We start from the raw sequence: 14,448 nt of genomic DNA on the forward strand, positions 1-14,448 counted from the left end.
CCGCAAAGCCGCACAAATGAAAAGGCCCCGACGCTGCGGGGCCTGATCTATTCTGTCTGCCAGAGCTTTAGAAGCCCGCAGCCGCGCGCATCGCCACCAGATCGGCCATCGCCTTGTCAGCGGCATCCTTGTCAACCGCAACAGCGGTCGCCTCGGAGGCATCGGCGATCAGTTGATCCATCAGCGTGGCGTTCAACTCTTCAACCGGCACCGCACGCTCGGCCAGAACCGAGACGCTGGTGGCGCTGATCTCTGCGAAACCGCCGGTTACGACATAGGATTTCGCACCCTCGGTCGAGACGACTTTCAGCACGCCGGGGCGCAGGGTGGTGATGGTGGGGGCATGCCCCTCCATCGCCGTCAGGTCGCCATCGGCGCCGGGGATTTGCACCTCGGAAGCCACAACCGAGGCCAGACGGCGCTCGGGCGACACGAGGTCAAATTGCAGCGTTCCAGCCATGATACCCCCTTAGGCCGCAGCCGCAGCGAGGCGCTGTGCTTTGGCTTTCACGTCTTCGATGCCGCCCACCATGTAGAAGGCTGCTTCCGGCAGGTGGTCGTATTCGCCAGCCACAACGGCCTTGAACGAGGCAATGGTGACATCCAGCGGAACCTGCACACCGTCCGAGCCGGTGAAGACTTTTGCCACGTCGAAGGGCTGCGACAGGAAGCGCTGGATCTTGCGGGCGCGCGACACGGTCAGTTTGTCTTCTTCCGAAAGTTCGTCCATGCCGAGGATGGCGATGATGTCTTGCAGCGATTTGTAGCGTTGCAGAACACCTTGGACCGAGCGGGCAACTTCGTAGTGCTCGTCACCGATCACAGCCGGATCAAGCAGACGCGAGGTCGAGTCCAACGGGTCCACAGCCGGGTAGATGCCGAGTTCCGAGATCGCACGCGACAGAACGGTGGTTGCGTCCAAGTGAGCGAACGAGGTGGCCGGCGCAGGGTCGGTCAAGTCGTCGGCCGGAACGTAGATGGCTTGCACCGAGGTGATCGAGCCGGCTTTGGTCGAGGTGATGCGTTCTTGCAGAGCGCCCATGTCGGTCGCCAGCGTCGGCTGATAGCCCACGGCGGACGGGATACGACCCAGCAGTGCCGACACTTCCGAACCCGCTTGGGTAAAGCGGAAGATGTTGTCGACGAAGAACAGAACGTCAGTGCCGGACTGGTCACGGAACTGTTCTGCCAAGGTCAGACCCGACAGAGCCACGCGCAGACGTGCGCCCGGCGGTTCGTTCATTTGGCCGTAAACAAGCGCCACTTTCGACTTGGTCATGTCTTCGAGGTTGATAACCCCGGATTCGATCATCTCGTGATAGAGGTCGTTGCCTTCACGGGTGCGTTCGCCCACACCTGCGAACACCGAGAAGCCCGAGTGCACTTTGGCGATGTTGTTGATCAATTCCATGATCAGAACGGTCTTGCCCACGCCAGCGCCGCCGAACAGGCCGATCTTGCCGCCTTTGGCGTAGGGTGCCAGCAGGTCGATCACCTTGATGCCGGTGACAAGCACTTGGCTTTCGGTGGCTTGTTCGCTGAACGACGGTGCTTTCTGGTGGATCGAGCGGGTTTCGGTCGCGTTGACCGGGCCTTTTTCGTCCACCGGCTCGCCGATGACGTTCAGGATGCGGCCGAGGGTCGCGTCGCCCACCGGAACCTGGATCGGTGCGCCGGTGTCGGTGACGGCAGCGCCACGCACGAGGCCTTCGGTTGCGTCCATAGCGATGGTGCGGACGGTATTTTCGCCAAGATGCTGTGCCACTTCGAGGACCAGTTTCTTGCCGTTGTTGTCAGTCGTCAGCGCGTTCAGAATTGCGGGAAGATCGCCCGTGAACTGCACGTCAACCACGGCGCCGATGATTTGCGTCACCTTGCCTGCCGCAGAAGCTGCTTTCGGTGCTTTTGCCATGTTGTTTCTCCGGTTCGTTAAAGCGCTTCAGCGCCCGAAATGATTTCGATAAGCTCTTTGGTGATCGCAGCCTGACGCGAGCGGTTGTAGATCGTGGTGTATTTGGTGATCATCTCGCCTGCGTTGCGCGTTGCGTTGTCCATCGCGCTCATCCGCGCGCCCTGTTCGGATGCGCCATTTTCCAGCAAAGCCGTGAAGATTTGCGTTGCAACCCCGCGCGGCAGCAGATCGGCCAGAATGGCCTCTTCGCTGGGCTCGTAGTCATAGAGGGCCGATGCAGCGCCGGATTCGAACTTGGCCGGGATGATCTGCTGCGCGGTGGGGATCTGGCTGATCACCGACTGGAAGCGGTTGTAGAAGATCGTTACCACATCACATTCGCCAGCTTCAAAGCGGGCCAGCACGTCACGCGCGATGTTTTGCGCATTGGCGTAGCCGACGCGTTTCACATCGCCCATATCGACATGGCCCACCATATTGGCGGCAAAGTCACGGCGCAGTTGCTCGCGGCCTTTTTTGCCGACGGTGAGGATCTTCACCGTCTTGCCCTGGGCGAGCAACTCGGTGGCCTTCGCGCGGGCAAGCCGCACGATGGTCGAGTTGAAGCCGCCGCACAGGCCGCGTTCCGAGGTCATCACGACCAGAAGATGCACCTGATCGCTGCCCGTCCCGGCCAGAAGCCGGGGCGCGCTGGCCGAACCAGAGGCTGCCCCCGCCAGACCGCCCATCACCGCATTCATCCGCTCGGCATAAGGCCGGGCAGCTTCAGCGGCTTCCTGGGCGCGGCGCAGTTTTGCCGCCGAGACCATCTGCATGGCCTTGGTGATCTTGCGAGTGTTCTTCACACTCGCGATCTTGTTTTTAAGGTCCTTAAGGCTGGGCATTGTCTATCCCCCTGCCCTTAGGCGAAGTCTTTGGCGAATGCCGCGATCTCAGCTTTGATGGCCTTTTCCAGATCGCCCGCAACTTTGCGGTCGTTCGTGGTGATATCATCAAGCAAAGCTTTGCCAGCGCCGCGCAGGTGCTTTAGCAGGCCAGCTTCGAAACGGCCCACGTCTTTCACCGCGATCTTGTCCAGCGCGCCCGAGGTGCCTGCGTAGATCACGCAGACGATTTCGGCGTTGGTCATCGGCGAATACTGCGCTTGCTTCATCAGCTCGGTCAGACGGGCACCGCGGTTCAGCAACTGCTGGGTCGAGGCGTCAAGGTCGGAGCCGAATTGTGCGAAGGCTGCCATCTCACGATACTGAGCGAGTTCCAGCTTCACCTTGCCAGCCACCGATTTCATCGCGTTGGTCTGTGCAGACGAACCCACGCGCGACACCGACAGACCGGTGTTCACAGCCGGGCGGATGCCTTGGTAGAACAGTTCGGTTTCGAGGAAGATCTGGCCATCGGTGATCGAGATCACGTTGGTCGGAATGAACGCCGACACGTCGCCGCCTTGGGTTTCGATGATCGGCAGAGCGGTCAGCGAGCCTGCGCCGAAATCTTCGTTCAGCTTCGACGAGCGTTCCAGCAAACGGGAGTGCAGGTAGAACACGTCACCCGGATAGGCTTCACGGCCCGGCGGACGGCGCAGCAACAGCGACATCTGGCGGTAAGCCACGGCTTGTTTCGACAAGTCATCATAGATGATCAGGGCGTGACGGCCGTTGTCGCGGAAGAATTCTGCCATTGCGGTCGCGGCATAGGGTGCCAGGAACTGCATCGGTGCCGGGTCGGACGCGGTCGCAGCCACCACGATGGTGTATTTGATAGCACCGGTTTCTTCCAGCTTCTTCACCAACTGTGCCACGGTCGAACGCTTTTGGCCGATTGCAACGTAGATGCAATACAGCTTTTTGCCTTCGTCGTCGCCAGCGGCTTCGTTGTAGGATTTCTGGTTCAGAATGGTGTCGAGCGCCACGGCGGTCTTGCCGGTCTGACGGTCGCCGATGATCAGTTCGCGCTGGCCACGGCCAACCGGGATCATGGCGTCAACAGCTTTCAGGCCGGTTGCCATCGGCTCGTGCACCGATTTGCGCGGGATGATGCCGGGGGCTTTCTGGTCAGCGATGCGACGCTCGGTTGCCGCGATCGGGCCTTTGCCGTCGATCGGGTTGCCAAGGCCATCGACAACGCGGCCGAGCAGAGCATTACCAGCCGGCACGTCCACGATGGATTTGGTGCGCTTGACGGTGTCGCCTTCTTTGATGTCCTGGTCGGAACCGAAGATAACGATACCGACGTTGTCGACTTCGAGGTTCAGCGCCATACCACGGATGCCGCCGGGGAATTCCACCATCTCACCGGCTTGGACGTTGTCCAGCCCATGCACACGGGCGATGCCGTCGCCAACGCTGAGAACGCGGCCAACTTCTGCCACCTCTGCGTCTTTGCCAAAGTTCTTGATCTGGTCCTTAAGGATCGCAGAGATCTCAGCAGCCTGAATTCCCATCACCCAACCTCTTTCATTACATTCTGGAGTGCTGCGAGCTTTGCCTTGACCGAGGTGTCGATCATCGACGAGCCGAGCTTGACGATAAGACCGCCGATGAGGCTTTCATCAACGGTGGTTTGCAGTTTGACGTCTTTGCCAACCTTTGCCTTCAGGCTGGCAGCAAGCGCCTTGGATTGTTCCGCCGAAAGCGCGGTGGCCGAGGTTACTTCGGCGGTCACTTCGCCCTTTTCAGCGGCGATGCGGGCGCGCAGATCGGATACCAGTTGCGGCAGCACGAACAGGCGGCGGTTGGAGGCCATCAGGGCGATGGTGTTCGACATGACAGCCGAAAGCCCCATCTTGGCAGCAATCGCCGCCATCGCGCTGGCCTGATCTTCGCGCGCCACGACGGGCGAGGCGATCATGCTGGCAAGCTCGGGGCTGGCAGCCAAGGCCGCCCCCAAAGCATCGGTATCGGCCTCTAGCGCTTTAAGACCGTTTTCTTCTTTCGCAATCTCGAACAGGGCCTGCGCGTAGCGCGAAGCGATGCTCAAGGAGATTGAAGCTGGTTCGGACACGTCAACCCTTCCGCTGTTAGGCCCCTCCCGATGACCGCATCCGGGTTACAACCCATTTGCGGCGCATACTTGGGGCATGCGTCTTCTCGATTTCGGGCGTCTCTAGCAGACGGTTTGCTATCCCGCAACAGGGAAGGACACTCAATATCCGCGTGCGCGCGTGCGACATATGGCGCGGGCGGATTTGTCGCAGCGATTGCGGATTGGCAGGCGCGGTTGTCACGCAAACATCACATTTCCGGCATTGCTTTGTTAATCAAGGCGAAACAATCCGGAGTATCGCAGGGATTACCCCGCAAACCCCTGCAAATGCGTCATATATTTGCCAGAGTGATTGACCGCGCCGCGCGGCGTTGTTTACGTTTCAGTACCGAATTTTTGCGTAGAGGGTAGATGCGTTATGGATTTGCTGATTCTCGGATCGTTACTGCTGACGGGCGGTTTGCTGGCGCTGGCGGGCGTGTTTGACGGCGGCGATGACAAGGACGACGACAAACCCGATGAACCGCAGCGAGGAACCGAGGGCGATGATACACTCGCCGGGGACCATGGCATCTTTCACGGCTTGCGCGGCGATGATCAGATTACGGTTTCTGGGGATGCCGAAGGCCATGGCGACAAAGGCGATGACCGGCTGACGGTCAGCGACACTGCCACAGGGTTCGGCGGTGAGGGGCAAGATACCATCACCGCTTCGGGTGAAAGCACAGTTCATGGTGGCAGCGGCAGGGATCTGATCTTTGCAAGCGATGAGGTTATTGCCGATGGCGGCAGTGGCGGGGACAGCATCAGCATCCGAGATGCCGCCGTTGGTTACGGCGGCAGCGGGCAGGACAGCCTGTATATGGAAGGCAACAGCACAATCTATGGTGGCGATGATGCCGACAATCTGGATGTGCGTGGCAATGGCACGGCTTACGGCGATGCCGGGGACGACGATTTGCGCGGATTTGGCGCAAGCCACCTTTATGGCGGTGAGGGCAATGATCGGTTGGACGATTTCGGCCATGCCAGCACGCTTTCAGGCGGGGCTGGCGACGACCTGATCCGCACCAGTTCTGGCCTAGCTGATGCCGGCGCGGGCAATGATGTGCTGGAGATCAACTGGGCCCCCAACCACTTCACCGGTGCGGGCGTCGCGCGCGCCGAATTGAGCGTCACCGGCGGCGAGGGCGGCGACACGTTCCTCGCCCATGCGGATTATGCACGTGATGACGAAACCTTCATCATCAATGATTTCGACCCCATGCAGGATCATCTTAGTCTTGGCATCACCGAGGCTCAGCAAGCCCATGCCACGATCACCACAACGGCTTTTGCAACTTACACCGAAGTCACCGTCACCCTGCCGGATATGCAGGTGTTGGTCGCGGGCAACACGCTGCAAACGGTGCCGCAAGTGCTGCATCTGCGGCTGAATGGCGTCACCGACCCCAGCCTTGTGCGCTATGACATTCAGACCTCGCCGGACCGTTCGCCGTAACACCGCCGCGCTGCTTGATGTTGTGGCACTGATTGCTCAGCTTTCAGGCCCCATCGCGGCTCACCGATGACTTTGCACTCGGCACCACCGCGCCCACGCCTTCCAACACCCTGAGCGGTTTGCGCACTTTGGCCGCAAGGCCGCCGCGGGTGGGGGCGTAGACTTGTTTGCTTGCCTCGACCATCAGCACCCCGCCTGCAAGCCACGGCAGGCGACGGCCGAAGGCTTCCCAGAAGTTCGAGGTGCCCAGCCAGAACCGGCTTTCCGAGGGCGGCGCGAACAGGGAGGTCATGCTGCGCTCGGGCGTAAATCCATGCGCCTTCAGTTGCGCCTCCAACTGCCCGCCTGAATAGGGGCGGCCAAAGCCGAACGGCGTGCCGTCGCGGCGCGCCCATAGCCCTGCGCGGTTCGGCACCACGAGCAACGCCCGCCCGCCAGGGGCCAGCACGCGGTGGGCTTCCTCGAGCACAGCCGTCGGGTTGTCCGAGGTTTCAAGCCCGTGCATGATCACCAGCCGATCGACATGCCCGGTTGGCAGCGGCCACAGGGTTTCTTCGCACAGAACCGACACATTCTCCATCCCGGCAGGCCAGGGCATCACGCCCTGCGGCCCCGGCATCAGCCCGATCACGCGGCGCGCATCGACAAGGTAGGGCCGCAGGAGTGGCACCGCAAAGCCGAATCCCACCACGGTCTGCCCTGCCGCGGGCGGCCACAGCGCCACCACCTGATCGCGGATCGCGCGTTGGGCCACACGCCCCAACTGGGTGCGGTAGTAGAAATTGCGCAGGTCTAGCACGTCGAGATGCATGGGCGGGGCGGTTCCTTCGGACTGTCGCGCGATCATACCCAGAAGCAGCCTTAACGCCATGACCGAAACGCGAAGATGATCTTTGGTCGGGCCCGTTGCGGCAGTGCCACGGAATTTCGCAAATTCCGTCTGGTAGGCCGCCTGATTTTTCCGCACTCTGGGGCAAATCTGGAAAGGCCGCTGTCATGACCCTGGAACTTGTCACCATCCCCTGCCTGAAGGACAACTACGCCTATCTGCTGCATGATGCCGCGCGGGCCGAGACCACGCTGATCGACGCGCCGGAAGCGGGTCCGATCCTGGCCGAGTTGAAGACGCGCGGTTGGCATCTGGATCAGATCCTGCTGACGCATCACCATTGGGATCATATCGACGGCGTGGCCGAGATCGTCGAAGCCACCTCTGCCGAGATTCTGGGGGCCAAGGCCGACTCGCACCGCCTGCCCCCGCTCAGTCGCGAACTGGTCGAGGCGGATCAGATCAAAGTGGGCACTGAGGTCGCCTATGTCATTGATGTGCCGGGGCATACCATCGGCCATATCGCGTTTTATCTGCCGGTTTCGGGCCTGTGTTTTACCGCTGACAGCCTGATGGCCGCAGGCTGTGGCCGGTTGTTTGAAGGCACACCGCAGCAAATGTTCGACAGCCTTGCCAAGCTGCAACAATTACCGCCCAGCACACTGATCTGTTCGGGCCACGAATACACCACCGCCAATCTGGCCTTTGCCGTCACCATCGACCCCGATAACGCCGCCCTGCAGGCGCGTGTCCGCGCCGTGGCCCGCGAGCGCGCCGGCGATCGGCCCACGGTGCCGGTGGCACTGTCGGAAGAATTGGCGACCAACCCTTTTCTGCGCGCCCAAGACCCCTATATCAGGCAGCGTCTGGGTATGGTCGATGCAAGCGATGCCCAAGTCTTCACCGAAATCCGGGCCCGGAAGGACAAATTCTGAGTCCGTTATGCACCGTTCTCATCACAAATTGCATCAGCGCCGACAATTTCCGAAATCTTGCCGAAATAGGGCTTGAAGATCGCAGAATAAAACCGATCCTTTACCTTATGAGGCCATGGTTGGATTAGGGCCACTCGCCCGTCCGACCCGCAGGACAGGAGCACGACCAAGTGCCATCATTTTCGACGACCCTCGAACAAGCCATCCACGGTGCTTTGGCGCTTGCCAATGCCCGTCGCCATGAACTTGCCACGCTGGAGCATCTGTTGCTCTCGCTGATCGACGAACCCGATGCGGCCCGCGTGATGAAGGCCTGCTCGGTCAACCTCGACGATCTGCGCAAGACGTTGAACGAGTTTATCGACGACGATCTGTCGACACTGGTCACAGACGTCGAAGGCTCGGAAGCGGTGCCCACCGCCGCGTTCCAGCGGGTGATCCAGCGTGCTGCGATCCATGTCCAAAGCTCGGGCCGCACCGAAGTCACCGGCGCCAATGTGCTGGTGGCGATTTTCGCCGAACGCGAATCCAATGCGGCCTATTTCCTGCAAGAACAGGACATGACCCGCTATGACGCGGTGAATTTCATCGCCCATGGCGTCGCCAAAGACCCCAGCTATGGCGAGGCGCGCCCGGTGACGGGGGCAGAAGAACACCACCACGAAACCCCAAAAGCCGAGGCTGGTGAGGCCAAGGAATCTGCGCTGTCGAAATACTGCGTGGATCTGAACGTCAAGGCGATCAAGGGCGATGTCGACCCGCTGATCGGGCGTGAGGATGAGGTGGAGCGTGCCATTCAGGTGCTCTGCCGCCGTCGCAAGAACAACCCGCTGCTGGTGGGTGATCCGGGCGTGGGCAAAACCGCGATTGCCGAAGGTTTGGCCAAGAAAATCGTGGATAAACAAACGCCTGACATTCTTGCACATGCGACGATCTATTCGTTGGACATGGGCGCTTTGCTGGCAGGTACCCGCTATCGCGGTGACTTTGAAGAACGCCTGAAAGCGGTCGTCAAGGAAATGGAAGATCACCCCGACGCGATCCTGTTCATCGACGAAATCCACACCGTGATCGGTGCGGGGGCGACGAGCGGCGGTGCGATGGATGCTTCGAACCTGCTGAAACCGGCGCTGGCTGGTGGCAAGCTGCGCTGTATGGGCTCCACCACCTACAAGGAATTCCGTCAACACTTCGAGAAGGACCGTGCACTGTCGCGGCGCTTCCAGAAGATCGACGTGAACGAGCCTTCGGTGCCGGATGCGATCAAGATCCTGATGGGTCTAAAGCCGCATTTCGAGGAACACCACGACCTGCGCTACACCAATGATGCGATCAAATCGGCGGTGGAACTGGCGGCGCGCTATATCCACGACCGCAAACTGCCTGATAGCGCCATTGACGTGATCGACGAAGCCGGGGCTGCGCAGCATCTGCTGTCGGATTCGAAAAAGCGCAAGTCCTTGGGCGTGAAGGAAATTGAGGCTGTGGTGGCCAAGATTGCCCGCATCCCGGCGAAATCGGTCTCGAAAGATGATGCCGAAACCCTGCGCGATCTGGAAAAGACCCTGAAGCGCGTGGTGTTCGGGCAGGACAAGGCGGTTGAAGCGCTTTGCTCGGCGATCAAACTGGCGCGGGCTGGCCTGCGCGAGCCGGAAAAGCCCATCGGCAACTATCTGTTCGCAGGGCCGACGGGTGTGGGGAAAACGGAAGTGGCCAAACAACTGGCCTCGTCCCTTGGCGTGAAGCTGCTGCGGTTTGATATGTCGGAATACATGGAGAAACATGCAGTTAGCCGCCTGATCGGTGCGCCGCCCGGCTATGTTGGCTTTGACCAAGGCGGTATGCTGACCGATGGCGTCGATCAAGACCCGCATTGCGTGCTGCTGCTCGATGAGATGGAAAAGGCGCATCCGGATGTCTACAACATCCTGTTGCAGGTGATGGACCACGGCAAGCTGACCGACCATAACGGCCGGACGGTGGATTTCCGCAACGTGATCCTGATCATGACCTCGAACGCCGGGGCGATGGAGCAATCGAAGGAATCCATCGGCTTTGGCCGCGCCGCCCGCACGGGCGAGGATACCGCCGCGATTGAACGCACCTTCACGCCGGAATTCCGCAACCGTCTGGACGCCGTGATCAGCTTTGCCCGCTTGGGCAAAGAGGTGATCATGGAGGTGGTGTCGAAGTTCGTGCTTCAACTTGAGGCGCAGCTGATGGACCGCAACGTGCATATTGATCTGACGCCGGAAGCCGCAGCTTGGCTGGGTGACAAGGGCTATGATGACAAGATGGGCGCACGGCCTTTGGGCCGGGTGATTCAGGAATACATCAAAAAGCCGTTGGCCGAGGAATTGCTGTTCGGCAAACTGACCAAAGGCGGCACGGTGCATGTGGGCGTCAAGGACGGCGAGTTGTCGCTGACCTTTGAAGAACCGCAAAAGGCCCGCCTGACCGGGCAAAGGCCGCCGCTGCTGACGGCAGAATGATCAAGGCTTTAACAATTTCTTTGGCCCTCGCCTTCCCGGCGGGGGCCTTTGAATTGGCGCTGCCGGTGGCCTGCGATCTGGGCAAAACCTGCTACATCCAGCAATATGCCGACCATGACCCCAGCGCCGAGGCGGATGATTTCACCTGCGGCAGTTTAAGCTACGATGGCCATGACGGCACCGATTTCGCCCTGCCAACCCGTGCGGCGATGGCGGCGGGGGTGGATGTGTTGGCGGCAAGTGCCGGAACAGTGCTGGGCACCCGCGATGGTGTCGCCGATTTCGCCGCCTTTCCTGCGGGGCAAGACTGCGGCAATGGCGTGCTGATTGATCACGGCGACGGCTGGCAGACGCAATATTGCCATATGAAACAAGGCTCTGTGCGGGTTTCTTCAGGTCAAGCCGTGGCCGAGGGGCAGGTGCTGGGCCAGATCGGCCAATCCGGCAACGCCGCCTTCCCGCATCTGCATCTGTCGGTGCGCCACAACGCCGACAAGATCGACCCGTTCGCGCCGCAAACCCCACTCGGCAGCCCGCGGATAGGTTGTGGGGCGACGGGTTCGGAATTATGGCGCGATGCCCTGCCCTACCAACCCGGCGGGATGCTTGCGGTGGGCATCAGCCCTGCTGTTCCCGACTATGCCGCGATCAAGGCGGGGCTTGCCAGCCCGGATTTGCCCGCGACCGCCCCTGCTCTGGTGGTCTGGGGCTTCATGTTCGGCCTGCAGGCGGGCGATGCGGTGCTGTTCCGGCTGACCGGGCCTGCGGGCGATGTGTTGACTGAACGCTCGGTGATCGAAAAGCCGCAAGCGCAGGCGTTTCGCGCAGTGGGGCGCAAGTTGAAGGCGGCGATATGGCCAGAGGGGCGCTATCAGGGCGCGGTGATCTTGCAGCGGCGCGGGGTGGAATTGGGGCGGCAGAGCATCGAGATCAGCGTGGGCGAGTAACCTGAACCCTTGCGATGGATAGATTACCGCTCGGTCAGCTTCAATTCGATCCGCCGGTTCTGTGCGCGGGCCTGCGGCGTGTCTCCGGGGGCCACCGGCTGATATTCACCAAACCCGGTCGCCGCCAAGCGCTGCGGTGGGAAGCCAAGCTGATCCTGCATGTAGCGCACCACCGACAAAGCGCGGGCTTGGCTAAGCTGCCAGTTGTCCTTGAACTCCCCCGTCCCCGACAAGGGCACGTTATCGGTGTGGCCATCGACGCGGATGATCCAGTCGATGCCGGGGGGGATTTTGCCCGCAACTTCGTCAAGGATCTTCACCACATCAGCAATCTGGGCCTGCCCTTCCGGGGCGAGATCAGCCGAGCCGGGGTTGAACAACACCTCGGACGAGAACACGAAACGGTCGCCCACCACCCGCACGCCCTGCCGCCCCGCCAGAAGTTGCGAAAGCTGGCCGAAGAATTCGCTGCGGAATTTCGCCAGATCGGCGTTTTCGGTCTCCAGCCGCACCCGCTCGGCCGCCTCCAATTCAGCGCGCTTCTTCTGCTCGGCGGCGACCTGCGCCAAGGCGGCGTTCAACTGGCTGCCCAAAGCTTCGATCTGCACCTTGTTGCTGGAATCGGCGATGGCAGAGGCATCAAGCAGGCCTTGGAGTTCCCCCAACTGCACGCGCAGGGCGGCGATTTGCTGGTTCAGCACTTCCATCTTGCGGGCGGCTTCCAGCGATTTCTGCTGTTCGGCGGTCAGGGCCGCCTGCGCGGTGGCCAGAAGCGTGGCCTGTTTGTCGCCCGCCGTGGCCGATTGCGCGGCTTTGGTGTTGGCGGCGGCAAGCAGGGTCAGGGTGTCTTCGGCCTTTTTGCGTTGTTCCTCAAGGGCTAAGGTCATCGCCGTCAGTTCGGCATCCGAGTTTTTCAGCTTGTCGCGCAGGGCGGTCAGGGCTGCGGCATCGACCAGTCGGGCGGCTTCGGCCTCGGTCAGTTTGGTCTGGGCGGCTTTCAGATCGGTGGCACTGGCATCGGCTTTGGTTTTCAGATCGGCCAGCAAAGCCTCGAGCGCGGCACTGCGAGCGGCGGCAAGGCGGGCGGCTTCGGCCCCGGCGTCAATTTCACTGCGGGCTTTGGCAAGGGCGAGGTCGAGCGCTTGTTTCTCGGTCAGTTGCTTGGCGGCTTCGGCCTCCAAATCCGCCACTTGCCCCCGCGCGGCGTCACGTTCCGACAACAGCCCGGCAACCTGTTCTTCAAAGCTGGTGATGCGCGTTTGGGCTGCGGCGAGTTCGCCTTCTTTGGTCGCGATCTGGCCGGTGAGGGTGGCGATCAGCGCCGATTGCTGCTCGCCCTTGGCCTGCGCTTCGGTGAGATCGGCGGTCAGGCTGCCGACCTGCCCCTGCAAATCGCTGACTTTTTGCCGCTCTAGCCCCAAGGCATCTGCGAGGCCTGAGATCTGCGCGGTAAGGCTGTCCAACTCGGTCGATTGTGTGGTGATGGTGTCGCGCAGAACCGATTGCATCACGGTGAAGATGGTCAGCACGAACATCAGCACCATCAACAACGTGGTGACAGCGTCGACAAAGCCGGGCCAGATCATCGCAGAGTCGCGTTTGCGGCGCAGCGCCATCTTAGCCCCGCGCGGGCGCGTTGCGCGCAAGCTGACGCACCGAGGCCGTCAGTGCCGAGATGTCGCCGCGCAGATCGGCGATGCTTTCTTGCCGCCCGGCAGAGATTTCTTCAAGGATTCTCAGCAGTTGCACGTCGATCGAGCGCAGACGCATCCGGCTTTCGGCATCGGAATGGGCGCCACCTTCGGCCCCGACGAGGGCTGCGATCAAACGCTCTTGCCCTTCGGCGATGCGGTTAAGCGCGGCAGTCTGACCACTTTCTGCCTCGGCCCGCTGGCCGAGTTGCGCGACGGCGGCGGTCAGATCGGCGAGGCCCTGTTCCAGACCCGCGAGACCCTGTTCGACGCCCGAGCGGTTGGCTTCGACCTGCGCAAACAGGCTTTGCATCACTTCGATCTGCTCGGACATATGGTCGAGAACGGCAGAAGTAACGCCCGCCTCACCGCCCTCAGCCTCACCGCTGGAAAAACCGACGCGGGTGATCGAGGACAGCCATTCCTCCAACTCGCGCGCGAAACGGTTCTGGCCGTGGCTGGCGAACAGCTCCAACAGGCCAACGACAAGCGAGCCTGCAAGGCCGAGAAGCGAGGAGGAAAACGCGGTGCCCATGCCGCCCAACTGGCTTTCAAGGCCCTTCATCAGCTTGCCAAACACATCCATGCCGCTTTCGCCCTGCTGGGGCGCAAGCGAGCGGATGGTTTCGACAATGGCGGGAACCGTGGTGGCAAGGCCGTAGAACGTGCCCAAAAGACCAAGGAAAACCAAAAGGTTGGTCAGATAGCGCGTGATATCGCGCGCCTCATCTATGCGGGTTTCCACCGATTCAAGGATGGTGCGCGAGGCGGATGACGATATCTGCATCCGCGCGCCGCGCGCGCGCAACAGTTGCGCGAGGGGGGCCAACAGGCGCGGCGGGATAGCATCTTCGGACCCGGTTTCGTGGCGCACGAAACGCTCGATCCAGGCCACCGATTGCATCAGCGTGATCACCTGCCAAAAGCAGGTGATGATGCCAAGGCTGAACACCACAATGATAAAGCCGTTCAGCAGCGGATTGGTGGCGATGATCCCGGCCACCGTGCCATGGATCAGCCACGCACCTGCGCCAACCAGCGCCACCGCCAAAAGCATGGTGACAATCTGCCGGATCGGCTGGCTGAAAAAGGTCGTCTGCGCGGCCTTGGGTATTTCCATTTTGGTCGGTTCCGCCCCGATGTTCTGCTCTGCTCAAGC

12 protein-coding genes are annotated in these 14,448 nt (G+C 61.3%); 4 read left to right on the plus strand and 8 right to left on the minus strand.

Translation table 11 applies throughout. The features are described from left to right. Positions 1–67: 67 nt before the first annotated feature. The 5 genes from ACFOGH_RS08050 to ACFOGH_RS08070 are packed head-to-tail and all read right to left on the minus strand — an operon-like array spanning position 68 to position 4,912. Entirely contained in the window at positions 68–460 is a 393-nt protein-coding gene (locus ACFOGH_RS08050) for a F0F1 ATP synthase subunit epsilon (RefSeq protein ID WP_380072555.1), read from the minus strand. A 9-nt stretch (positions 461–469) separates the two neighbouring features. Next, complete coding sequence (atpD, locus tag ACFOGH_RS08055; RefSeq protein ID WP_380072556.1) at positions 470–1,912, minus strand: F0F1 ATP synthase subunit beta; 1,443 nt, start codon at positions 1,910–1,912, stop codon at positions 470–472. Positions 1,913–1,929: 17 nt separating this feature from the next. Next, positions 1,930–2,796, minus strand: a complete 867-nt coding sequence (locus ACFOGH_RS08060) for a F0F1 ATP synthase subunit gamma (protein WP_380072557.1) — start codon at positions 2,794–2,796, stop codon at positions 1,930–1,932. A 17-nt stretch (positions 2,797–2,813) separates the two neighbouring features. Then, entirely contained in the window at positions 2,814–4,352 is a 1,539-nt protein-coding gene (gene atpA / locus ACFOGH_RS08065; protein ID WP_380072558.1) for a F0F1 ATP synthase subunit alpha, read from the minus strand. Continuing rightward, complete coding sequence (locus ACFOGH_RS08070; RefSeq protein ID WP_380072559.1) at positions 4,352–4,912, minus strand: F0F1 ATP synthase subunit delta; 561 nt, start codon at positions 4,910–4,912, stop codon at positions 4,352–4,354. Before ACFOGH_RS08070 ends, atpA begins: the two co-directional genes overlap by 1 nt. A gap of 400 nt (positions 4,913–5,312) precedes the next feature. Between ACFOGH_RS08070 and ACFOGH_RS08075 the strand changes: the two genes are divergently transcribed. Further along, entirely contained in the window at positions 5,313–6,395 is a 1,083-nt protein-coding gene (locus ACFOGH_RS08075) for a calcium-binding protein (protein WP_380072560.1), read from the plus strand. Positions 6,396–6,438: 43 nt separating this feature from the next. On the opposite strand, the gene ACFOGH_RS08080 is transcribed toward ACFOGH_RS08075, so the two are convergent. After that, a complete protein-coding gene (locus ACFOGH_RS08080; protein ID WP_380072561.1) occupies positions 6,439–7,206 on the minus strand; it encodes a class I SAM-dependent methyltransferase in 768 nt (255 codons plus the stop codon). Positions 7,207–7,391: 185 nt separating this feature from the next. On the opposite strand from ACFOGH_RS08080, the gene gloB reads away from it, so the two are divergent. From gloB to ACFOGH_RS08095, 3 genes are all read left to right on the plus strand, one after another. Next, positions 7,392–8,159, plus strand: a complete 768-nt coding sequence (gloB, locus tag ACFOGH_RS08085; protein ID WP_380072562.1) for a hydroxyacylglutathione hydrolase — start codon at positions 7,392–7,394, stop codon at positions 8,157–8,159. 170 nt (positions 8,160–8,329) lie between these two features. Next, positions 8,330–10,651, plus strand: a complete 2,322-nt coding sequence (clpA, locus tag ACFOGH_RS08090; protein WP_380072563.1) for an ATP-dependent Clp protease ATP-binding subunit ClpA — start codon at positions 8,330–8,332, stop codon at positions 10,649–10,651. Then, a complete protein-coding gene (locus ACFOGH_RS08095; RefSeq protein WP_380072564.1) occupies positions 10,648–11,598 on the plus strand; it encodes a M23 family metallopeptidase in 951 nt (316 codons plus the stop codon). The genes clpA and ACFOGH_RS08095 overlap by 4 nt, the downstream gene beginning before the upstream one ends. A gap of 23 nt (positions 11,599–11,621) precedes the next feature. Here ACFOGH_RS08095 and ACFOGH_RS08100 read toward each other — a convergent pair whose 3' ends face one another. After that, positions 11,622–13,214 (minus strand): peptidoglycan -binding protein, encoded by a 1,593-nt coding sequence (locus tag ACFOGH_RS08100; protein ID WP_380072565.1) that lies wholly within the window; start codon positions 13,212–13,214, stop codon positions 11,622–11,624. Position 13,215: 1 nt separating this feature from the next. Continuing rightward, positions 13,216–14,409 (minus strand): biopolymer transporter ExbB, encoded by a 1,194-nt coding sequence (locus ACFOGH_RS08105; RefSeq protein WP_380072566.1) that lies wholly within the window; start codon positions 14,407–14,409, stop codon positions 13,216–13,218. Positions 14,410–14,448 lie beyond the last annotated feature (39 nt).

The sequence above is a fragment of the Cypionkella sinensis genome, assembly GCF_042646385.1.
Lineage (GTDB): Bacteria > Pseudomonadota > Alphaproteobacteria > Rhodobacterales > Rhodobacteraceae > Cypionkella > Cypionkella sinensis.